12 protein-coding genes are annotated in these 22,790 nt (G+C 68.5%); 9 read left to right on the top strand and 3 right to left on the bottom strand.

Annotated elements, in window-relative coordinates; translation table 11 throughout:
* Nucleotides 1-34: 34 nt before the first annotated feature.
* A complete protein-coding gene (locus NA11_RS29935; RefSeq protein ID WP_069165381.1) occupies nt 35-1,177 on the bottom strand; it encodes an acyl-CoA dehydrogenase family protein in 1,143 nt (380 codons plus the stop codon).
* 345 nt (nt 1,178-1,522) lie between these two features.
* On the opposite strand from NA11_RS29935, the gene NA11_RS29930 reads away from it, so the two are divergent.
* The 5 genes from NA11_RS29930 to NA11_RS29910 all read left to right on the top strand — a co-directional run bounded on the left by NA11_RS29930 (nt 1,523) and on the right by NA11_RS29910 (nt 7,464).
* Nucleotides 1,523-2,497, top strand: coding sequence for an extracellular catalytic domain type 1 short-chain-length polyhydroxyalkanoate depolymerase (locus tag NA11_RS29930; protein WP_069165380.1), 975 nt, complete (start codon nt 1,523-1,525; stop codon nt 2,495-2,497).
* A gap of 342 nt (nt 2,498-2,839) precedes the next feature.
* A complete protein-coding gene (locus tag NA11_RS29925; protein WP_069165379.1) occupies nt 2,840-3,229 on the top strand; it encodes an ArsR/SmtB family transcription factor in 390 nt (129 codons plus the stop codon).
* Nucleotides 3,230-3,280: 51 nt separating this feature from the next.
* Nucleotides 3,281-4,354 carry a cation diffusion facilitator family transporter gene (locus tag NA11_RS29920; protein ID WP_069165378.1) on the top strand — a complete coding sequence of 358 codons (1,074 nt, stop codon included), beginning with the start codon at nt 3,281-3,283 and terminating at the stop codon, nt 4,352-4,354.
* Between the two features lie 146 nt (nt 4,355-4,500).
* A complete protein-coding gene (locus NA11_RS29915; RefSeq protein ID WP_069165377.1) occupies nt 4,501-5,796 on the top strand; it encodes a serine hydrolase domain-containing protein in 1,296 nt (431 codons plus the stop codon).
* Between the two features lie 30 nt (nt 5,797-5,826).
* Nucleotides 5,827-7,464 carry a long-chain fatty acid--CoA ligase gene (locus NA11_RS29910; RefSeq protein WP_069165388.1) on the top strand — a complete coding sequence of 546 codons (1,638 nt, stop codon included), beginning with the start codon at nt 5,827-5,829 and terminating at the stop codon, nt 7,462-7,464.
* A gap of 91 nt (nt 7,465-7,555) precedes the next feature.
* Here NA11_RS29910 and NA11_RS29905 read toward each other — a convergent pair whose 3' ends face one another.
* Both NA11_RS29905 and NA11_RS29900 read right to left on the bottom strand, forming a co-directional pair.
* Nucleotides 7,556-7,948, bottom strand: coding sequence for an SCO5389 family protein (locus NA11_RS29905; RefSeq protein ID WP_069165376.1), 393 nt, complete (start codon nt 7,946-7,948; stop codon nt 7,556-7,558).
* A 63-nt stretch (nt 7,949-8,011) separates the two neighbouring features.
* Complete coding sequence (locus tag NA11_RS29900) at nt 8,012-9,058, bottom strand: nitronate monooxygenase (protein WP_174567755.1); 1,047 nt, start codon at nt 9,056-9,058, stop codon at nt 8,012-8,014.
* 277 nt (nt 9,059-9,335) lie between these two features.
* Here NA11_RS29900 and NA11_RS29895 point away from each other — a divergent pair, with 277 nt between their 5' ends.
* The 4 genes from NA11_RS29895 (at nt 9,336) to NA11_RS29880 (ending at nt 22,781) form a co-directional block, all read left to right on the top strand.
* Nucleotides 9,336-10,196, top strand: coding sequence for a M23 family metallopeptidase (locus tag NA11_RS29895; protein ID WP_069165375.1), 861 nt, complete (start codon nt 9,336-9,338; stop codon nt 10,194-10,196).
* A gap of 91 nt (nt 10,197-10,287) precedes the next feature.
* Entirely contained in the window at nt 10,288-11,274 is a 987-nt protein-coding gene (locus NA11_RS29890; protein WP_069165374.1) for a helix-turn-helix domain-containing protein, read from the top strand.
* 226 nt (nt 11,275-11,500) lie between these two features.
* Nucleotides 11,501-18,718, top strand: coding sequence for a non-ribosomal peptide synthetase (locus NA11_RS29885; protein WP_069165373.1), 7,218 nt, complete (start codon nt 11,501-11,503; stop codon nt 18,716-18,718).
* Between the two features lie 187 nt (nt 18,719-18,905).
* Entirely contained in the window at nt 18,906-22,781 is a 3,876-nt protein-coding gene (locus NA11_RS29880) for an AMP-binding protein (RefSeq protein WP_084655190.1), read from the top strand.
* Nucleotides 22,782-22,790 lie beyond the last annotated feature (9 nt).

Here is a 22,790-nt window from a genome sequence, read left to right as displayed (position 1 = left end):
CAGTGCGGATCCGCAGAAGGGGTGCGGATCTCGGTCAGTGTCCGGCGAGCTGGCGGGCGATGACGAGGCGTTGGATCTGGTTGGTGCCCTCGAAGATCTGCATGACCTTGGCCTCGCGCATGTAGCGCTCCACCGGGAAGTCCTGGGTGTAGCCGTAGCCGCCGAGGACCTGGACGGCGTCGGTGGTGACCTTCATGGCGGCGTCGGTGGCGATCAGCTTCGCGACACTGGCCTGGCGCGAGTAGGGCAGTCCCGCGTCGCGGCGACGGGCCGCGTCGAGGTAGGTGGCGCGCGCGGAATCGACCGCCGCCGCCATGTCGGCGAGCACGAAGCCGAGCCCCTGATGATCGATGATGTGGCGGCCGAAGGTTTCTCGCTCCTTGGCGTAGGCGACCGCGTCATCGAGCGCGCGCTGCGCCAAACCCGTTGCGACGGCGGCGATGCCGAGGCGACCGGAATCCAAGGCGCTGAAGGCGATCGAAAGTCCTTGGCCCTCTTCGCCGATCAGCCGTTCGGTGGGCAGGAACGCGTCATCGTAGGCGGCCGTGGTGGTCGGCACCGCGCGCAGGCCCATCTTCTCCTCGGGCTTGCCGAAGCTCAGTCCCTCGGTGTCGCGGGGCACCAGGAAGCACGAGATACCGCGCGAACCTTCGCCGGTGCGCGCGAACAGGGTGTAGAAATCGGCACGGCCGCCGTTGGTGATCCACGCCTTCGCGCCGGTGACCCGGTAGCCGCCGTCGACCTTCGTCGCCCGGCAGCGCAGCGCGGCCGCGTCGGAACCGGCGTGCGGCTCGGACAGGCTGTAGGCGCCGATGGTCGCACCGGACAACATGTCAGCGAGCCAGCGTTGCTGCTGCTCACCGGTGCCGAAGGTGAACAGCGGGTGGCAGGACAGGCTGTGCACGCTGACGGCCACCGCGACCGCAGCCCACCGCGCCGCGAGTTCCTCCAGCACCTGCAGGTACACCTCGTACGGCTGCGCACCGCCGCCGAATTCCTCGGGATACGGCAGGCTCAGCAACCCCGCCGCGCCAAGCGCGGGAAACACACCGTCGGGAAACGTCCCCGTCTTCTCGCACTCGACCACCCGCGGCTCCAGCACCTTGTCGGCGATATCACGGGTCAGCTCGAGCAGGTCCCTGGCCTCGGCCGTCGGCAGCATTCGATCCACTGGCATGCCCCTACGCTAGTGCCCCGTCCAGGAAGGGCGGCACGCTTCTCGGCGGCCCCGGCCGCCCGCTGGCCGCGTTGTCGTCGCCGCCGATACAACCCCGGTATCGGCAGCTCCTCCGCCTTGCCAGCGGACGACCGGAGCCACCGATAAGCGCACCGCCCTTCCTGGACGGGGCACTAGTGCCGCGCCACGAGTGGTACATGGCTGCGGCGAATCGCGAGAAGACCACTCCATGGTGTGCCACTCGTCTTGCGTCCATCGCTTAGGCGCGGCGGTGCGGAACATGCTGTGCGCGTTCTCGATCCGATAGTCGGTAGATTCGATCGGGAACCGGCGGGAAGGAAGTCGATGATGCGCGGTTTCTCTCGTGGTTGTCTGGTGCTTGCGTTGCTGGCGTCGGGTGTCCAGTTCTTGCTGGCAGGCGCGCAATTCGCGCAGGCGGCACCGGCGGGTGCGCACGCGCCGGTGGTCGAGCGCACCTTCGCCAACGCAGCGGGCACGCGGGACTACTACCTGCATGTGCCGCCCGGTGATCCGGCGGGCAAGCCGTTGATGATCTACCTGCACGGGTGCACCGACCCGCAGCGTCAGTTGGTGGACACCGGGTTCTCGCTGACGAAGGTCGCGGATGAACTCGGCTTCGTGCTCGCCTATCCGATCCAACCGGCGACGGCGAACGAGCGGAACTGCTGGAACTGGTTCGCCCCGTCCGATCAGCAGCGCGGACAAGGAGAGGCGTCGATCATCGCGGACCTCACCACGACGCTGATCGGTGAGTTCGGTTTGGATCGCGCACGGGTCTACGTCGGCGGATATTCGGCCGGTGGTGCGATGTCGACGGTCATGGCCGCGACCTATCCCGACCTGTATGCCGCGATCGCGCCGATGGCCGGCGGGCCGTATCAGCTGAATCCGCAGACGTTTTCGGCCGATCTGACCGGTGCGTCGATAGTCCAGGCGATGGGCCCGCTTGCGCGCCCGGTGCCCGGGTTCTTCCTGCAGGACTTGGCGGATCAGACGAGCCTGTATCCGATCGGGCGCACGAATCTGGTGCAGTGGCTCGGCGCATATCGACTCGCGGGGGACGATGCGGTGCCGGCGATGCCGAGCGCGGTCACCGCCACCACCGCCCCGGTGCCGACCACGGTCGAGCGCTACGATGTCGGCGGCTGCGCGCTCGCCGAGTTTCGGACGCCGATCGGGCCCGATCACATCGGTGGCGGCCTGCTGATGCAGTCCGCGCATGGCATCGACCTGCAACGCACCATGATGAATTTCCTGCTGGCACATCGCCTCGGCGGCGCACGCCAGGCCTGTGGCTGAGTAGTAGCCCAAAACGGACGTAGACGACCGGTCGGCACGCGATGCACGTGCAAATGTGAACACACGCCCCGAGCGCGTACTTTGCTGCGGCGCGGTCGAATTCGCGCAGGTCACAGCCGATAGCGCGGCGTGCTGGAACGCGGACGGTCGGCACGTTGTGTCTCATTAGGGTGTTGATCGGCCGGTCGTCTGGCGCAGCAACGCCGTGGCGACTAAGACGGTGGGTGGTGCGATCGGGACGGACCGGCATGTCGGCGGCCACGCAGGGGGTGTCGCCGCCATTCCGGTCCGTGGGGGATTCGGTCATCGCCCGCGTGTATTCCGTTGGTCTATTATCTGCGTATGAATGCAGATAGCCAGCAAGGACGGCCCGTACCGGCCGATGACCAGGTGGATCTGGTCGTCGAAGTCTTCCGGATGCTGGCCGACGCGACCAGGGTCCGGCTGCTGTGGGCGCTCGTCGATCGCGAACTCTCGGTGAACGACCTCGCTGACTACATCGGCAAACCCGCCCCCTCGGTCTCCCAGCACCTGGCGAAATTGCGGATGGCCCGCCTGGTCGACACCCGCCGCGCAGGCACAACGATCTTCTACAGCCTGGAGAACGAACACGTCCGCCAGCTGGTGGTCGATGCGGTCTACAACGCCGAACACGCAGGACCTGGCGTCCCGCCGCACCACCGCGGCGACAGCACCGTCCGCGCGTTGCCCCATGACCGCGCCGCGCAGTAAACGACCTGCACGAAACATTTGACTGGACAAATCATTTCGGAGCGTGACGGTGTGAACAGGGCAGAACACGGCAACAGCCACGCGCACGATCACGGCGACAGTCGCACGCACGGGCACGACCACGTCAGCAGCCACGCGAATGCGCACGATCACGGCGACGCTCCGCACACACACGCGCATCCACCGGGTTGGCGCGGCGTGCTGCGGGAAATCTTCGTCCCGCACAGTCACGACGCGGCGGACAGCGTCGATGATGCGTTGGCGGCGAGCGCGGTCGGCATCCGTGCGGTGAAGATCAGCCTGGTTGTCCTCGGGGTGACGGCGATCGCGCAGCTGCTGGTGGTTGCGGCGTCCGGGTCGGTGGCGCTGGCGGCGGACACGGTGCACAACTTCTCGGACGCGCTGACCGCGGTGCCGCTGTGGATCGCGTTCGCGCTGGGTCGCCGTGCGGCGACGCGGCGCTATACCTATGGGTTCGGCCGTGCGGAGGATCTCGCCGGGCTCTTTGTCGTCGGGATGATCGCGCTGTCGGCGTTGATCGCCGGCTATCAGGCGGTGCGCAGGCTGATCGACCCGATGCCCATCGAGCACCTCGGTTGGGTGGCCGCCGCCGGGGTGATCGGCTTCCTCGGCAACGAGACCGTTGCGCTGTATCGCATCCGCGTCGGCAGGCGCATCGGCTCGGCCGCGCTGGTCGCCGACGGCCTGCACGCCCGCACCGACGGCTTTGCCTCGCTGGCCGTGCTGTTCGGCGCGGGCGGGGTGGCGCTCGGTATCCCGCTGGCCGACCCGATCGTCGGCCTGCTGATCACCATCGCCATTCTCGCCGTGCTGCGGACCGCGGCCAGGGACGTGTTGCGGCGCCTCATGGACGCGGTCGAGCCGGGACTGGTGACCGCCGCCGAGCATGCGCTCGCCGCCGAGCCGGACGTGCAGGGCGTGCGCAGCCTGCGCATGCGCTGGATCGGCCACCGGCTGCACGCCGACGTCGAACTGGATGTCGCCCCGACGATCACCCTCGCCGAGGCGCACCGCGTCGCCCACCATGCCGAGCACACGCTCACCCATGTCGTCCCGAAGCTGAATACCGCGGTGGTCCACGCGTATCCGGCGCACGCAGGCTGAACGGAAACCCTGCTACCTGCGCAAACATCGGACGAATGGGTTCACATCGCGAACAGTGCGGTAATCCTGTTCGGCCCTCGCCGACCTGTTCTACCGTTGGGTAGCATTCGGCCTGTGATGTGGCTCATGGTTGAGGCGTGGGAACCATGTTGACGCGCGTCCGGAACCTGTCGAAGCTGCCTGACCTGCTCCATCGGAGCTGGATTCCCGAGGATGTCGAGTCCGTCGCGACCGTCGGTGCCGAGGCAGATCCCGCCGAGCTCGGCCTGCCTGCCGACTACGCCGACCGGATCTGGCGGCGGATGGTGCTGGTGTACCGCAGCGGTGTGCATCCCGCCGTCCAGGTCTGTGTCCGCAGGCACGGGGTCGTCGTCTTCGACCGCGCGCTCGGTCACGCACGCGGCAACGGCCCGGACGACAGCCAGGAAACCGCCAAGGTGCTCGCCACGCCGAGCACTCCGTTCGTCACCTACTCGGCGTCCAAGGGTGTCACGGCCTTCGTCGTGCATCTGCTCGTGGACCGTGGCCTGATCGATCTGCACGCACCCGTCAGCCGCTACATCCCCGAATACGGTTGCCACGGTAAGGAATCCATCACCATCGGCCAGGTGCTCGCGCACCGCTCCGGCGTCGCGAACTTGCCGAGGGAGGCGCTGACCGCCGAGGCCGTCGCGGATCGTGAACTGCTGGTACGGAATCTGTGCGCGGTGCGCCCGTCCATGCCGCCGGGCCGCTTCCAGTCCTATCACGCGTTGTCCGGCGGCTTCATCCTCGGCGAGGTGGTGCACCGCGTCACCGGCAAGGACATCCGCACCGTGCTGCACGAGGAGATCCTCGGCCCGCTCGGCTTCCGCTGGACCAATTACGGTGCGGCGCCGCCGGATATCCCCGCCCTGGCCAGGAACTACCGCACCGGCATCACCCCACTGCCGCCACTGTCGCTTGCGATGGACCGGCTGCTAGGCGTCTCCTTTGCCGAGGCCGTCGAAACCGGCAACGATCCGGCCTATCTCGGGATCATCGCGCCCGCCGCGAACGTGATCAGCACCGCGAACGAACTGTCCCGCTTCTACGACATCTTCCGGCGCGGCGGCGAACTCGACGGCGTCCGGGTGATGCGCCCGGAAACCATTGCGGCCGCACTCGTTCCACAGTCAAGGATCGAACCCGACCTCGCCCTCGGGATGAACTTCGGCTTCGGCTACGGCCCGATGCTCGGCGGCCGGGTGGTCAGCCTGTACGGCCCCGACACCCGCCGCGCCTTCGGGCATCTCGGTTTCACCAACAACGCGGCATGGGCCGACCCGGAGCGCGCGCTCTCGTGCGCCGTGCTCACCAGCGGCAAGCCGGTGTTGTATCCCGAGCTGATCCGCTGGATCGGTCTGCTGTACGGGATCACCGCGGAGACACCGAAGGTGGCCGAAACAGACTTGGCTTTCTGAGTGGAAGTCACTGAAGAAAAAGGAGTTCCGATGTTGAGCACTATGCAGGACGAGCCGTTGTCGCTGGCGACGTTGCTGCGCTACGCATCGACGTTTGTCGGCGATGCGACCGTGTCCACCTGGACCGGTACCGGCGTGCGCACCATGACCTACCGTGAGCTCGGCGCGGACGCGGCGCGGTTGGCGAACGCGTTGCGTGGGTTGGGGATCGGCATCGGTGATCGAGTCGGCACCTTCATGTGGAACAACAACGAGCACATGGTCGCCTACATCGCGGCGCCCGCGATGGGTGCGGTGCTGCACGCGCTCAACATCCGGCTGTTCCCGGACCAGCTCGTCTACGTGGCCAACCACGCCGAGGACAAGGTGGTGCTCGTCGACGGCACGCTGCTGCCGATGTTCGGCCAGTACCTGCCGAATCTGAAGACGGTGCAGCATGTCATCGTGGTCAACGGCGACGCGTCCACGCTGACCGCGCCCGAGGGCGTGCAGGTGCACTCCTACACCGAACTCCTTGCCGCGCAGCCGGACACCTACGACTTCCCGGTGCTCGACGAACGGTCCGCCGCGGCAATGTGTTACACCTCGGGCACCACCGGTGACCCGAAAGGCGTTGTGTATTCGCACCGCTCCAACTGGCTGCACGCGATGCAGGTGTGTTCGCCGAGCGGCATGGCGTTCTCCGGTCGCGACACGGTGCTCGCCATCGTTCCGCTGTTCCACGCGAACGCCTGGGGTATCCCGTACGCGGCGTTGATGTCCGGCGCGAGTGTGCTGATGCCCGATCGGTTCCTGCAGCCAGGCCCGCTGCTGGAGATGATGGCCGCGCAGCAGCCGTCGTTCGCGGCCGCGGTGCCGACCATTTGGGGCGGCGTGCTGGCAGGCCTGTCCGCGCACCCGCAGGACATCACGCACCTGCGCACGGTGGTGGTCGGTGGCTCGGCGGTGCCGCCGTCGATGATGCACACGTTCCAGGAAAAGCACGGCGTGCGCGTCCTGCACGCCTGGGGCATGACCGAAACCTCGCCGCTCGGCAGCGTCGCGCACCCGCCGGTGGGTGTGACCGGCGATGACGAGTGGGCCTACCGCTATACCCAGGGCCGTTTCCCGGCCACCGTGCAGGCGCGGCTGGTCGGCGACGACGGCTCCGTGCTGCCGAACGACGGAGAGTCGCTCGGCGAGTTGGAGGTTCGTGGCCCGTGGATCACCGGCTCCTATTACTCCCCGGACGGTGTCGAGGTCGATCCGGACAAGTTCGACGACGGCTGGCTGCGCACCGGTGACGTCGGCAAGATCAGCAGGGACGGCTATCTGACCCTGGTCGACCGGTCCAAGGACGTGATCAAGTCCGGCGGCGAATGGATTTCGTCGGTGGACCTGGAGAACGCCGTGATGGGCCATCCCGCGGTGGCCGAGGCGGCCGTCATCGGCGTGCCGGACGAGAAGTGGGACGAGCGCCCGCTGGTGGCGATCGTGCTCGCCGAGGGCGCGGAGGCCAAGGCCGACGAACTGCGTGACTTTCTGGCCGACAAGTTCGCGAAATGGCAACTGCCGGAACGCTGGACGTTCATCGCCGAGGTGCCGAAGACCAGCGTCGGCAAGTTCGACAAGAAGCGGCTGCGTGCGCAGTACGCCGATGGCGACCTGACGGTCACCACCCTGAGCTGACCGCACGGGGACGGCAGCCTACGGGGTGGGTGAGCACAGTGGGCCCGGCGCGGCGAAATCGCTTGCCGCGCCGGGCCACTGCACCTGTCGATCAGCAGTTACGCAGCTCCGGGCTCTGATTCAGCAGCTGGGCCCTGGTGCCGATGAACGTGCTGTAGGTGTCGCCGCCGACGGCGGAGATCGGGAAAGCGGCCACCCGATGGCAGTTCTGGAAGGCGAGTTTCACGCCGAAGTGCCGTTCCAGCCCGCCACGGATCGCGTCGGAGGCCATCGCGCGCAGCAGCTGTCCGCGCGCAACCTCGTCCGGCGGCGGCACCACGTTGTCGGCGTATTCCGCTGTGCCGGAGTGCAGTTCACCGGCGACCCGGCTGACCACTTCCCAGGCGTATGGCAACGAGGTGCGGACGACTTCGACGAAGTCGGCGTCGTCGACTTCGCCGCGTTCGGCGCGTTCGAGCAGTGCGGTGGGGACATCGAGGGACATAGCGCTCTCCTCCAAGGGTGGATGGCCGATGCGATGCGACTCGATTCTAATCGAAAGTCGTTGTCAACAATCCTGGATTCGCCGCGAAAGTGCTGCTTTCAGTGCGGCTTTCGTGTCGGCGGCCAGCTTGCCCACCAGTTCGCCGGCCGGTAGCTCCGTGGTCAAGGTGTGGGTCTGCCCAGCCCACATGTTCACATCGTCGTGGTTGCCCGTTGTCCTGGCTTCGGCCCGCAAAGGCGCGGTGGCGTAATGGATCTCCGGGTACGCCGCCGGTGCGGTCGCGCTGTGCTCGATCATGAATTGATTGCGCAGGCCGCGCGCCCTGCGGCCGGTGAAGGCGCGGGTCAGCATGGTCGGCGTTGCCGCGCCGAGCGCGGCGCGATGGGTCGCGTTGGTGCCAGCCTCCGGGCAGCGCAGGAATACCGTGCCGAGTTGCACGGCCGCGGCGCCCGCCGCGAGTGCTGCGGCGATGCCTGCGCCGGTGCTGATGCCGCCGGTGGCGACTACCGGTCGGTCGGTCATCGCGGTCACCAACTGCAACAGCGCGAGCAGGCCGAGCGGATCGGTGGCATCGTCCTCGACCCGATCGACGAAGGTGGCGCGATGGCCGCCCGCCTCCGCGCCCTGGGCGATGAGCACGTCCGCGCCGCGCTCCAGCGCGATGTGTGCCTCGCCCGGCGAGGTCACCGTCACCCAGATCTCGGAACCGACGGCATGCAGCCGATCGATCTCGGCGGCCGACGGGCAGCCGAAGGTGAAGGAGACGACCGCGACCGGTTCGGCGACGAGCAGGTCGAGTTTGGCGTCCCAGTCGTCGGTGTCGTACTTGGCCGCGCCGACCTTGTGGTCGCGGGCGAGCTCGGCCAGATAGTCGGCGAACACGGCGGGCGGTGTGGCTGGGCCTGGCACGAACAGATTTACGCCGAAGGGCGCAGCCGTCGCGAGGCGGGTGGTGGTGATCCGTGCCGCGGTGTCGGCGGCGCTGAGATATCCGGCGGCAAGCAAACCGAAGCCACCGGCGTCGGTGACCGCGACGGTCAGCTCGGGTGTTGAGGGTCCGCCCGCCATGGGCGCGAGCACGATCGGGACGTTCAAGCCATCGATGATCACGGCCCCAGTGTGACCGATGATCACGGCCGCGCCGTGACCTACTGGACGTCTGACTCTGTATCTACCTGCGTTTATGCCGCATTAGGTTGCGAAATGGTCACGACGGGGTAGAGTTCCCATCACAACGGATGCCAAACCGTTACATCGCAGAGCTTCACCGGATCGTTACCAAAGCCGGTTGTGCGAGAGGCCAGGCAATCCGTTGAACCAATTGCTCTTCGGACGCAAGGACGCTGCTTTGTCGCACCATCGGGTAGGCCCCAGTTCCATAACCGTCATGAGCCTTATCGGCGATGATATTTCGGGTCGACCGACGCGGCACCGCGTCGAGTCTACCTCCGCCGATCGCGTGAAGGTCGCCGCCGGAGTCGCGGTCGCCGCGGGTGCGCTGATCGGTACCGCCACGCAGATCGCGCCTGCTGTCGCCAGCCCGCTGAGCCCGCTGCTCCCCGGCTCGCACGATGCCGACGAAGCCAAGTCGCCCGAAGCCCCGATGACCGTGCGCGGCACCGGAATTCTGCCGATGTTCACGCCCAAGGCGACCATGCCGATCGAAGACGCCGCCGTTCCCGAGGCGGCACCGATCGCAGCCCAGAACGTCGCGCCCGTCGCCGCACCGTTCGGCCTGCCGAACCTGCCTCCCGAGATCGCGGGCCCGCTGGCGCAGGCCGAGCAGATCCTCAAGGGCGTGCAGCAGCAGGTCGCCCCCGCGATCCCCCAGATCCCCCAGGCGGGTGCGGTGCGACCGGTCGCAGGCGAGATCAGCTCCGGATTCGGCAGCCGCTGGGGCGAATTCCACTACGGCCTCGACTTCGCCGACCGCATCGGCGCCCCCATCCACTCCGTCAGCAACGGCACCGTGATCGAGGCGGGCCCCGCGTCCGGCTTCGGCCTGTGGGTGCGCGTGCAGCAGGAGGACGGCACCACCGCCGTCTACGGCCACGTGAACGAGATGCTCGTGAACGTTGGTCAGCGGGTGAACGCGGGCGACGTCATCGCCACCGTCGGCAACCGAGGCAACTCCACCGGCCCCCATCTGCACCTGGAGATCTGGGACCAGGGCGGCAGCAAGATCGACCCGATGCCGTATCTGGCAGCAAAGGGCGTGCCGCTGCAGTGGGGACCGTCGGCGCACTGATTCCACTGCCGGGCTTGCGATTCCAGCGATCACGCCACCGTCTGGCGTGCAAGGTTCCCCGCCGGGACCGGTCGGTCGTTAGGCTCGGTACGTGACAGACCTGGGCGACATCTTCGAGCCTGGATCACCGCACGGCCGTACCTATGCCGTGCTGGTGCATCATCCGCGGTCGAGTCTCACCGATATTGCGCAGTATCTGAGCGTTTCGGAGGAGACCGCGGCGGCTTCTTTGGACGTGTTGTGTGACTTGCATGCCGCGGTGCGGGTGCCGTCGCCGGACGGCGGACCGGTGGTGTGGGATGCCCATGCCCCGGAATCGTTGTCGGAGGCCGAGGCGCGGCGGCGACAACAACAGATCAACCAGATGCATACGGCCGCAGCGCGGCTCAGCGAGACGTTCCGTTCGGTGCGCCGCTCGCCGCGCAGCAACGGCGCCGTGGTTCCGGTTTTCGAACGCCTCGAGATGCTCGCCGATTTCGAGGAGATGCAGACCGCCGCGCGCACCGGCGTCAAGGTCATCGAGCGCGGGCCCTACCTCAGCGACGCCGACCGCGAGCGGCAGCTGTTCCAGCTCAAGCGCGCTCGGCTCAGTGAAGGCATCCGCTACCAAACGCTGTACCAGGACACGATTTATCAGGACCCGGACCGGTTGCGGCACGCGCTGTCCACCAACGCGAGTGGGGCGCAGGCACGCACGTTGCCGGAGCCGCCGTTCAAGATGATCATCAGCGACGACGAGCGCGCCAGCCTGGTGCTGCACGTCGACGAGCGCCGCCCGGATCCGATGGGGTTGCGGATCACCGACTCGCCCGCGCTCGACCTGTTGATCAAGACGTTCGACGTGTTGTGGTCGTTGGCCGCGCCGATTTCGGTGAACCCGACGGCGGAGGCCCTCGATGAACGCGACCGCGCGATCCTGACCCTGATGGGTCTCGGTGCCACCGACGACACCATCGCGCGCAGGCTCGGCATGTCACGGCGTACCGTCGTCCGCCGGACCGCGCGACTACTGGAGCGGCTCGGCGCGAGCACTCGATTCCAGGCCGGGGTGCAGGCAACCCGCCGCGGTTGGTTGTGAACTGGCCCAACCGTCGCCCAACCACTACCCCTCACGCGATCGCTGCGCGATGCTGATGCATTGATCCGGTCTGCCGCTGCGCGGCGGCCGGATCAATCCGAACACAGCAGGTGTGGACACCGAACAGTCCTTATATGATCGCTCGGACCGCGCTGGCCCGGGACGATGCGCCCCTGATATGGGTAGGGTCGGGTCCTTGCTCGACGCGAGAGGTGAATGCACTCGGATGGAAACTGCCCGCCGTACCGCTCGTGGTAGCCGTCGCCGTAGGTCGGGCAGCCCGTTGTTCGGGCAGTTGCTCACCGCGGCCGTCGAATCCGCGGCCGCCGAGGTCGCCATCCGCTTCAACCCGTCGGGCGACCTCGACGACGATCGGCAGCTCACCTATGCCCAGCTGGACACGGCTTCGTCGCGCCTGGCACGGGAACTGATCGACCGCGGTGTCGGGCCGGGCGATGTGGTCGCCCTCGGCATTGCGCGCAGCCTGCAGTCGGTGGTCGCCGTGTGGGCGATCGCCAAGACGGGTGCCGCTTTTGTCCCGGTGGATCCGGCTCACCCGACTGAGCGGATCAATCACGTCCTCGCCGACTCCGGCGCCGTGTTCGGGCTGACCACTTCGGCGCATCGCCCTGTACTCGGCACCGGGGTGTACTGGATCGAGCTCGACGACCCGGTGCAGTCCGCGCGGATCGCCGCCAGGCCTGAGCATCCGATCTCCTACACCGACCGGGTGCGTCCGCTGGACGAACGGCATCCCGCCTATGTCATCTACAGCGGTGATGCGGCGGGGCGGCGGCCGACGGGCGTGGTGGTCACGCACACCGGCTTGGCGGGCTTGGTGGCCGCGGAGCGTGAGCACTACGACGTGAGCGCCGATTCGCGCATGCTGCACGGGTGCTCACCGAATGTCGATCTCTCGGTGCTCGAGTTGCTGCTCGCGTTCTCGTCGGGGGCGACGCTGGTGATCGCGCCGCCGTCGGTCGTCGGCGGCGGCGAACTCGCCGATCTGCTGCGGCGCGAACGGGTCACGCATCTGCTGAGCACACCGGGCACCCTGGCATCGGTCGATCCGGCAGGCCTGGACGACCTGCGGGTTGTGGTGGTGGCAGGCGAGAAATTCAATCAGGACCTGCTCGGCCGCTGGGCGGCCGATCGCGAGTTCTTCCACGGCTACGGGCCGACCGAGGCCACCATCCTGGCCACCAGCACCGGTCAGCTCGTGCCGGACGAGGCGATCACGATCGGCTCGGCGATCCCGGGAGTCGGTGCGTTCGTGCTGGATTCGCGGCTGCGCCCGGTGCCGCTCGGTGTGGTCGGCGAGTTGTATCTCTCGGGCCCTGCCCTGGCGCAGGGCTATCTCGGCCGCCAAGGGTCGACCGCGGAACGCTTCGTGGCCAGCCCGTACGGCGCCGACACCGGCAATCCCGGTGCCCGGCTGTTCCGCACCGGAGACCTGGTGCGCCGCATGCCGTCGGCATTGGGCGGCGATGCCTTCATCAGGGTGCTCGACGAGATCCCGCTGACCTCGGCAGGCATGCCGGAGCGGCAGGCACTGCCGGTGCCGGTGTTCGCCGCCAAGGCATTCCGTGCGCCGTCGACGCCGGTGGAGCAGGTCGTCGCCGACGTGTTCGCGGCGCTGCTGACGGCGGGGGACCAGGGCCGCATCGGGATCGACGACGACTTCTTCGCACTGGGCGGCACCTCGCTGCTCGCCGCGCAGGCCGCGGACCGGATCGGGTCGGCGTTGCGAGTGCGGGTGCCTGCGCGGCTGGTGTTCGCGGCGACCACGGTGGCCGCGCTGGCCGAACGGGTTGAGCAGCATGCTGGTTCGGTCGCGGGGCAGGTGCTGCAGGCCAGGCCGCGCCAAGCCAGGGTGCCGATGTCCTATGCGCAGCAGCGCATGTGGTTCCTGAACCGGTTCGACCCGGCCAGTGCCGTCGACAACATTCCGGCCGCGGTGCGGTTGACCGGCCTGCTCGATCTGGACGCGTTGCGTGCCGCCATCAGCGATGTCGTTGCGCGGCACGAGGTGCTGCGCACGCGCTACCCCGAGGTCGACGGCGCTGGCCACCAGCAGGTGCTGCCGCACGGCGACCCCGGTGCCGTCCCGGAATTCGTTGTCGCGCAAGCCAGTGCGTCCGAGGTGCCTGGACTGATCGCGGCGGCGGTGACGGTGGGCTTCGACGTGACCGCCGCGCCCCCGGTGCGCCTGCGGCTGCTCGAGCTGAGCGAGACCGACCGGGTGCTGATCTGCGTGGTGCACAACATCGCAGGCGACGGCTTCTCGATGGTGCCGCTCATCCGCGACCTGATGGCCGCCTACCTGGACCGGGTGTGCGGCAGCGCGCCGGAATGGCCTGCGCTCGAGGTGCAGTACGCCGACTACGCGATCTGGCAGCGGGAGGTGCTCGGCACCGCGGACGACCCGGAATCGGTACTGGCCGAGCAGCTCCAGTACTGGCGGACCGAATTGGCCGGGCTGCCAGAACAAATGGAACTGCCTGCGGATCGCCCGCGGCCGACCGTGGCATCCCATCGCGGCGCCACGCTCGGCTTCGAGATCGATGCCGACGTGCACGCCGCACTGAACCGCCTTGCGCACAGCCACGATTCGACGCTGTTCGTGGTGCTGCACGCGGCGCTCGCGGTGCTGCTTGCCCGGCTGTCGGGGACCAGAGACATCGCCATCGGCACCCAGGTCGCCGGGCGGGACGAGGCCGCGCTCGACGGCCTGATCGGCACGTTCGTCAACACGCTCGTCCTGCGCACCGAGGTCGACTCCGATGCGCCCTTCGACGATCTGCTGCGTGAGGCGCGCCGGGTCGACACCGAGGCGCTCGGCCATGCCGATGTGCCGTTCGCGCGGTTGGTCGAGCTGTTGGCACCTGCGCGCTCGACGGCGCGGCATCCGCTGTTCCAGGTGCTGCTGACCTTCCAGAACCTGGCGGGCACCGAACTGGAGCTGCCAGGGCTCTCGGTCTCGGCGATAGACATCGCGACCCCGCTGCGCGCGGTCGATCTGCAGCTCGAACTTGCCGAGCGGATCGATAGAGACGATGCGGCAGCAGGCATTTCGGCGATCTTCAGCTATGCCACCGACCTGTTCGACGAGGCGACGATCCAGGACTTCGCGGACCGTTTCGGCCGGATCCTCGCTGCGGTGGCGGCCGATTCCGCCGTGACCGTCGGCGATATCGACGTGCTCGCGCCCGGCGAGCGTGCGCTCGTGCTGCACGAGTGGAACAGCCGAGGCGCCATGGTGCCCGAGGTGACGCTGGTCGATCTCATCGCCGCGCAGGCACGCAGGCGACCGCACGCGGCCGCCATCCGGTTCGGCGACACCACGCTCACCTTCGGTGAGCTGTACGGGCGGGCCAACCAGGTTGCCAGGGCGCTGATCGCGCGCGGCGCAGGCCCGGAATCCCTGGTGGCCGTTGCGGTCCCGCGTACCGATGAGCTGCCCGTCGCCCTGCTCGCGGTGCTCGCCGCCGGCGCCGGGTACCTGCCGATCGACACGACCTACCCCGAACAGCGGCGGGATTTCCTGCTCGCCGACGCCGCGCCCGCGTGCATCCTGACCACCGTGAGCGAGCTGGAATCCGTTCCCGCCGGCGATATTCCGGTCATCGTGCTGGCGGACACGGCCGAGTACGCCGATACCCCGATCCGGTCGGCCGAGCGGACCGCACCGCTGCGGCCGGACAACCTGGCCTGCGTCATCTACACCTCCGGCTCCACCGGCGTGCCCAAGGGTGTCGGCGTCACACACCGGAATGTGGTGCAGCTGTTCGCGAACACCCAGACGCTGTTCGATTTCGACGAGACCGACGTGTGGACGTTGTTCCACTCGTTCGCGTTCGACTTCTCGGTGTGGGAGCTGTGGTGCGCGCTGGCCAACGGCGGCACCGTCGTCGTGGTCGACCAGCTGACCTGCCGGTCGCCGGAGCTGCTGCGCGAGTTGCTGATTCGCGAGCAGGTCACCGTGCTCAACCAGACCCCCTCGGCCTTCTATCGGCTCGCTGAAGCCGACCGGGCGGCGCATACTGATCAGGCCGAGCTCGCGCTGCGCTACGTGGTGTGTGGCGGTGAGGCGCTCGACCTCCGCCAGCTGCCGCGCTGGTACGACCGACACGCGGCGGATGCGCCGTGGCTGGTCAACATGTACGGGATCACCGAAACCACGGTGCACGTGTCGTTCCTGCCATTGGACGAGGAGCTGGTCGACAACGCGGCCAGCGTCATCGGCCGTGCGTTACCCGGCCTCGACGCCGTTGTGCTCGACGACCGATTGCACCCGTCCCCGGTCGGGGTGGCCGGTGAGATGTACGTCGCCGGTGCCCAGCTGTCCAGGGGCTACCTCGGCCGCCCCGCGCTCACGGCGGCCAGATTCGTCGCGAATCCGTTCGGCGCGCCGGGATCTCGGATGTATCGCACCGGCGATATCGGTCGTTGGGTCGGCTTCGGCGGCCAGGCCGCGCTCGAATACGCCGGTCGCGGCGACCAGCAGGTGCAGCTGCGCGGCTTCCGCATCGAGCTCGGCGAGATCGAGTCGGCGCTGCTGCGCTGCCAGGACGTCAGCCAGGCGGTGGTGCTCGTGCATGCGGACGAACACGCGGGTGACCGGCTCATCGGCTACGTGGTTCCGGACACCGGCACCACACTCGACCCGGATGCACTGCGCGGCAACGTCGCCGAGTTCCTCACCGGCCAGATGGTCCCCGACGCGCTCGTGGTGCTCGATCAGTTGCCGCTGACCCCGAACGGCAAGCTGGACCGAAAGGCGCTGCCCGCACCGGAATTCATCGGCACGGCGATGTTCCGCGCGCCGAGCTCGCCGGTCGAGCAGGCGGTGGCCGAGGTGTTCGGCGGACTGCTCGGCGCGGGCGAGATCGGGCTGGACGACGACTTCTTCACGCTCGGCGGCAATTCGCTGCTCGCCACCAGGGTGGTCGCCAGGATCAATGCGGCGCTGGACGCCAACCTCGCGGTGCGCGAGCTGTTCGAGTCGCCGACCGTCGTGGCGCTGGCCGCCCGCGTGGTGCCTGGCGCGACCGAGGCGCCGCGCCCGCCGCTGGCCCGCGCGCCCCATGTCGATCGGGTGCCGTTGTCGCTTGCCCAGCAACGGATGTGGGCGCTCAACCAGGCGGACACGGAATCGGCGGCGTACAACATCCCGTTGGCGATCCGGTTGACCGGCGGACTCGACGTGCCCGCACTGCGGCACGCCGTCGCCGACGTGCTCGAGCGCCACGAGACCCTGCGCACCCGCTACCCGACCGACCCGTCCGGACAGGCCTATCAGGAGATCCTCTCGGTCACCGAGACGCTGCCCGGCGGGCTCGAGGTGTCGACCACCGCCGATCCGCTCGGCCGCATCGCCGAGCTGATGGCCACCGGATTCGATGTCACACGCCAGGTTCCGGTGCGTGCCATGCTGCTGTCCGGCGGCTCGGACGATCACCTGCTCGCGCTCGTCGTCCATCACATCGCGGCGGACAGCGCGTCGATGACGCCGCTGGCCAGAGATCTGATGACCGCGTATCTGGCACGGGTCGGCGGCAATTCGCCGCGCTGGTCGCCGATGGAGGTGCAGTACGCGGACTTCGCGATCTGGCAGCGCGCGGTCATCGGCGCCGACGACGACGAGAATTCGCTGGCGGCAAAGCAACTCGCGTACTGGCGGGCGCAGCTCGACGGGCTCAGCGGCGAGATCGACCTGCCGCTGGACCGGCCGCGGCCCGACGTCGGGTCGATGCGCGGCGCCACCACGGGCTTCGCGATGCCGCCCGAGGTGCACGAGGCGCTGGTCCAGCTTGCGCGGGAACACAATTCGACGCTGTTCACGGTGGTGCACGCCGCGCTCGCCGTGCTGCTCGCCATGGAGTCGGGCAGCACCGACATCGCCATCGGCACCGCGATCGCAGGCCGCGGTGAGCCCGCGCTGGAGGACCTGGTCGGCATGTTGGACAACACGCTGACGCTGCGCACCACCGTCGATCCGAGCGCGAGCTTCGCCGCGCTGGTCGACCAGTCCCGCATCACTGATCTCGGCGCGTTCGCCAACGCGGACATCCCGTTCGAGCGGGTGGCCGAGGTGGTCGCCGCCGGTTCCGCTGCCGCACAGCAACCCCTGTTCGGCGTGGTGCTGTCGTTCCAGAACGACGAACAGCCGACAGTGAAGCTGCCGGGCTTGACGGTCACCGGATTGGACAGCGACGTGATCGCGGCGAAGGTCGACCTGCAGGTCAACGTCGACCCGCGGCATCACGCGGACGGCACTTTCGACGAGTTGGTCGCCGTGATCACCTATGCGACAGATCTTTTCGACGAGTCGACGGTGCAGGCGCTCAATCGCGGGCTGGCGCGGATCCTGGCGACCGTTGTCGCCGATCCGCAGATCAGGGTCGGCGATATCGATCTGCTCGATCCCGAGGAACCCGAGCAGGTCGACGCCGCGGCCGAGCCGATGCCGGAGCCAGGCGCGCACGTGCAGGTCACGGCCGGGCCGGAGCTGGAGTTCGGGCCGCAGGTGCAGGTCACCGCCGAGCCGATGCCCGAGCTCAGCCAGCACATGCAGGCTGAGCCGGAGCCCGGCCGTGGCGACGAGCGCGGAACGACAATCACCGGCACCGCGCTGACCCAGGCGCTGACCGCCATCGTCGAGGACGATCCGGACGGTCCCGCACTGGTTTCCGGCGAGGACGCGATGTCCTACCAGGAGCTCGACGCGCGCTCCTCGCGCCTGGCCAGGGTGCTCGCCGCCAGGGGCTGCGGCCCCGGCGACGGCGTTGCTCTGCGGTTCGAGCGCGGTGTCGACGCGGTCGTGGCGACCTGGGCGGTGCTCAAGGCGGGCGCCGCGGTGGTTCCGGTGGCTTCGGTCCGTGCGCCGATTCCGGCCGGGCCCGAGGTCAAGATCGGGCTCACCGCCGGTGCGGTGCCCGCGGCGGCCGACCTCGACTGGCTGGTGCTCGACGATCCCGCGGTCGCCGCGCAGATCGCGGCCGAGTCGCCGCGCCCGATGACCTACGCGCATCGCACCCGAGTGCTGCGGGGGAGCGACCCAGTGTTCGTCGGGGACCGCACATTCAGCTACGGCGAGCTCGCCGTAGCCGCGGACCGGCTGCGGACGCGGACCGAGCTCACCTTCGAATCGCGGACCTTCCACCTGGGCGGTCCGGCCGAGCTGGCGCTGATCGAGGCGGTGGCCTCCGGCTCCTCCGGCGCCTCCGTGGTGCTGGTGCCCGACGATGCCGACCTGGCGACGGCGCTCGGCGACGAGTGGGTCAGCCATCTGCTGATCGATCGAGCGAGTCTGGACGGGCTCGATCCGGCGGCCTTGCCGGATCTGCAGGCCGTGGTGCTCGCCGACGGTACCCATGTCGGTGCGGCATGGACACAGGTGACCGCCGTGATCAGCGTCGCGGATCTGCTTCGGGCGGGGTAAACCGGATACGTATCGGGTGCAGGCCCCTAAGAACATGGCTATGGTCTCTCGATACCCCATGTGCCCTAGAGCGCGGCCCTTGGACGCGCGGTGTGAACGTGTTCGACAGTCAGGATGAGCAAAGCTTCATGGTTCGTTTAGCAGTGCACGTGCGACGGGATGGCAGGGCTGCGGCACCGGTGACCGCATGACGCGTCCAGCCAGGGTTCGGCCCGCTCGGACTCGGCGACCGCGGGTCGTCACCCTGCCACAGCTGATGGCGACGGCCGCCGAGGCGAACCCCGACGGCACCGCCGTCATCTTCGCTGCCGCAACGGCCTCGACGGAGCGGGTGAGCTACGCCGAGCTCGACGCACGGTCCACCAGACTGGCGCGGTTGCTCATCGATCACGGCGTCGGCCCGGAAAACCTGGTGGCCGTCGGTATTCCGCGGTCGATCGATGCCGTCGTCGCGGTCTGGGCGATCGCGAAGACCGGCGCAGGCTTCGTCGCGGTCGACCCGAACGATCCGGTCGAGCGCAGCACACACATCGTCTCGGACTCCGGGGTGGTGCTCGGGCTGACGAGCACCGCGGCGCACGCAATGCTGCCCGCCGGGATCGGCTGGCTGCCCATCGATGACGGCGGCCTGTCGCTCGCGGATTACCCGACCGATCCGGTGACCAATGCGGATCGGGTGCGGCCACTGCGTGCCGAGCACCCGGCGTATGTGGTCTACCCCTCCGACGCGCCGAGGGGCGTGGTGGTCACCCAGGCCGGGCTGGCCGGTCTCTACGCGGAGCAGCGGGCGCGCTACCGCGTGGCCGACGATGCCCGCGTATTGCATTTCGCCGCACCGTCGTTCGATGCCGCGGTGTTCGAGATGCTGATGGCGATCAGCGGCGCGGCCACCATGGTCGTTGTCGCGCCGACCGTGTCCAGCGGTGCCGAGCTGGCCGCGCTGCTGCATCGGGAGCGCGTGACCCATGTCGTCGCCACCCCGGCGGCGCTCGCCGCGGTCGACCCCGATGGGCTGGATGCGTTGCGCGTCGTGCTGGTCACCGGCCCGGTCTGCCCGCCGGAACTGGTGCGTCGCTGGGTGATTCCGCTCGGTGACGGCAGTGTCCGCGAGGTCTTCCACGGATACGGGCCGAGCGAGGCCACGATCATGACCAACGCCAGTGCGCCGTTGCTGCCTGACACTCCGGTGACCATCGGCGCGCCGATGGTCACCGTCAGCGAGTTCGTGCTCGATGCAAGCTTGACGCCCGTGCCGGTCGGCGTGGTCGGCGAGTTGTACATCAGCGGTACACAACTGGCCCGCGGCTACCTCGGTAGGCCCGCCCGCACCGCGACCCGCTTCGTTGCCAACCCGTTCGACGCCAACGGAGTCCGGCTGTACCGCACGGGCGACCTGGTGCGCTGGACGGCGGACGACGAACTGGAATACCTGGGCCGCAACGATTTCCAGGTAGACGAGCTCGATCGCCAGGCACTGCTCGATTCGGAACTGCCGACTCAGGAGCTGTGGGCGCTGGCGGAGCCGGTCACGGAGGACTTCGCCGTGCCGATCGGTACTGAGGGGCCGATCGGTGCGCTGGCGGAGCCGGTCGCAGCGGTTCCCGCCGAGTCGATCGGTACGGGGGAGTCGATCGGCATGTTGGAAGAGCCAGCGGCAGCGGTTCCTTCCGAGTTGATCGGTGCCGAGGAGTCGGTCGGCGTGCTGGGGGAGCCGGTCGCAGCGGTTCCCGCCGAGTCGATCGGCACCAGGGGTCCGATTGACGAGTACGCAACGAATGCGGCCGAGGATGTGCAGATCGGTTACTGGCGTACGGCTTTGGCGGGCGTCCCGGATCGGCTGGAACTGCCGACGGATCGACCGCAGCCGACCATGGCGTCCGGTCGCGTCGGCGTCTTTACCTTCGAGATGGACGCGGCGGTCACGGCCAGACTCGACGAGATCAGGCGTGAGGCAGGCGCTTCGCTGTTCATGGTGGTGCACACCGCCTTTGCGACACTGCTCGCCCGGCTTTCCAGCAGCAATGACATCACCATCGGCACTCCGGTGGCAGGTCCCAACCTGATCGTTCTGCGGACCGTCATCGATCCCGGCGCGTCCTTCCGCGAGCTGCTTGCGGCGACGAAAGCGGCTGATCTCGCGGCGTTCTCGCATGCGGAGCTGCCGTTCGGCAGGGTAGTCGAGGTGCTCGATCCGGTGCGTTCGTCGGCGCATCACCCGCTGGTCCAGGTGGGGCTTGTCTGCGAGGGCATAGACGAGCCCGCGAGGGAACTACCCGGGTTGTCCACGGTGGCCCTCGATCTCGACGGCGCGGCAACCGCGCTCGATCTCCAGCTGACGACCATCCGGCACGGCGGCGAAAACGCCGGTCTGTCGGCAACGTTCACCTATGCGACCGATCTGTTCGACGCAGCCTCGGTCAAGGGGTTCGCGGCGCGACTACGCCGACTGTTCCGTGCGGTCACGGCCGATCCCGATCGTGCGGTGGGCGATGCCGAACTGCTGTCGCTGGTCGAGCGCGATCGAATCCTGTTCGAATGGAACGACACCCGGCACCGGGTGGCGCCGAGGCTGCTGCTCGACGGGTATAGGCAGGCCGCGGCCGCCCGGCCGGATGCGGTCGCGTTGGCGTTCGAGGGCGTGGAGTTGTCGTATCGGGAGTTCGATGCGCGGGTTAATCGTCTTGCTCGGTTGTTGATTTCGCGGGGTGTTGGTGCGGAGTCGTTGGTGGGGTTGGCGGTTCGTCGTTCGGTTGATCTTGTGGTGGGGATGTATGCGATCGTGACGGCGGGTGGTGCGTTTGTGCCGCTCGATCCGGATCATCCGGCCGGGCGGATCGCGGACGTGCTCGAGACCGCGCAACCCATGTGCGTCCTGACCACCACCGCCGACTCGGTCGCACTGCCCGACGGCGTCGCTACCGTGGCCATGGACACTGCCGACCTGACCGGCTTCCCCGACACACCGGTGCGCTCGGGCGAGCTGGTCCGCCTCGTTTCGCCGCTGAACCCGGCCTACGTTCTCTTCCCGTGCGAGACCGGCGGACCCGAGGCTGTCGCGGTCTCGCATGCGGCGATCAACAATCACCTCGACTGGATGCTCGCGGAGTACCCGCTCGGTCCCGACGACGTCTACCTCCAGCACACCGACGCCACGGTCGACGCATCGCTGTGGGGCTTGTTCCTGCCGCTGCGGGCCGGGGCGAAGCTGGTGGTCGCCACGCCGGACGGCCCGCGCGATCCGGCGTACCTCGCGGAAACCATTGCGGCACAGGCCGTGACCGTCACGGATTTCGCACCAGCGATGCTGGCGACGTTCGCCGCGCACACCGCCGAGGGCGCGTGCCCGACGCTCGCTCAGATCTTCGTGATCGGTGCGGCACTGCCGCCGGAGACGGTCACCGCGGTGCATGCGGTGCTCGACGCGGACGTGCACAACCTCTATGGGCCAACCGAAACCGCGGTGGCGGTGACGTATTGGCTGGCAGATGGTTCGGACGCCACCTCGGTGCCGATCGGGTTGCCGCAGTGGAACACCCGCGTCTATGTGCTCGACGCCCGCCTGCGCCCGGTGCCGGATGGGGTGCCCGGCGAGTTGTATCTCGCGGGCGACCAGCTGGCCCGCGGCTATGTCCGGCGACCGGGCCTGACCTCGAATCGCTTCGTGGCCAACCCGTTCGGTGCCGGTGAGCGCATGTACAGCACCGGCGACCTGGTGCGCTGGCGCCGGGCTTCCGGCGCGGACGACGAGGGCGTCCTCGACTATCTCGGGCGTGCGCGCTCGGCCAGCCCGCCTGACCCACTGGAATTCCCGACAGATCGGCTAAGACCGGTGCTCGCGCCGGCAGGCGCCGAGGTGGCGGCCGATGCGCCGCCCCCGGTCGAGGTGCCCGACGCGGTCGAACGTCGCGATGTGGTGACCCGGTGGAACGGCACCGAACAGCACGTCGACCGCTCCGCGACGCTGGCGTCGCTGCTGGACGCAACCGTGGCCGCCGATCCGCGCGCCGAGGCGCTCGTGCTCGATCAGCCAGACGGGGCCTACGCCAAGCTGACCTTACGGTGAACTCGATGC

This window comes from Nocardia altamirensis NBRC 108246 (assembly GCF_001612685.1).
In the GTDB taxonomy this organism is placed as follows: Bacteria; Actinomycetota; Actinomycetes; order Mycobacteriales; family Mycobacteriaceae; genus Nocardia; species Nocardia altamirensis.
This window is presented reverse-complemented; position numbering and strand designations above follow the sequence as displayed.

Coding starts and splice junctions, on each gene's coding strand:
- NA11_RS29925 (WP_069165379.1), top strand. CDS start 2,840: ATGAATGCAGATAGCCAGCAAGGACGGCCCGTACCGGCCGATGACCAG.
- NA11_RS29930 (WP_069165380.1), top strand. CDS start 1,523: ATGATGCGCGGTTTCTCTCGTGGTTGTCTGGTGCTTGCGTTGCTGGCG.
- NA11_RS29895 (WP_069165375.1), top strand. CDS start 9,336: ATGAGCCTTATCGGCGATGATATTTCGGGTCGACCGACGCGGCACCGC.
- NA11_RS29880 (WP_084655190.1), top strand. CDS start 18,906: ATGACGCGTCCAGCCAGGGTTCGGCCCGCTCGGACTCGGCGACCGCGG.
- NA11_RS29905 (WP_069165376.1), bottom strand. CDS start 7,948: ATGTCCCTCGATGTCCCCACCGCACTGCTCGAACGCGCCGAACGCGGC.
- NA11_RS29910 (WP_069165388.1), top strand. CDS start 5,827: ATGTTGAGCACTATGCAGGACGAGCCGTTGTCGCTGGCGACGTTGCTG.
- NA11_RS29935 (WP_069165381.1), bottom strand. CDS start 1,177: ATGCCAGTGGATCGAATGCTGCCGACGGCCGAGGCCAGGGACCTGCTC.
- NA11_RS29915 (WP_069165377.1), top strand. CDS start 4,501: ATGTTGACGCGCGTCCGGAACCTGTCGAAGCTGCCTGACCTGCTCCAT.
- NA11_RS29885 (WP_069165373.1), top strand. CDS start 11,501: ATGGAAACTGCCCGCCGTACCGCTCGTGGTAGCCGTCGCCGTAGGTCG.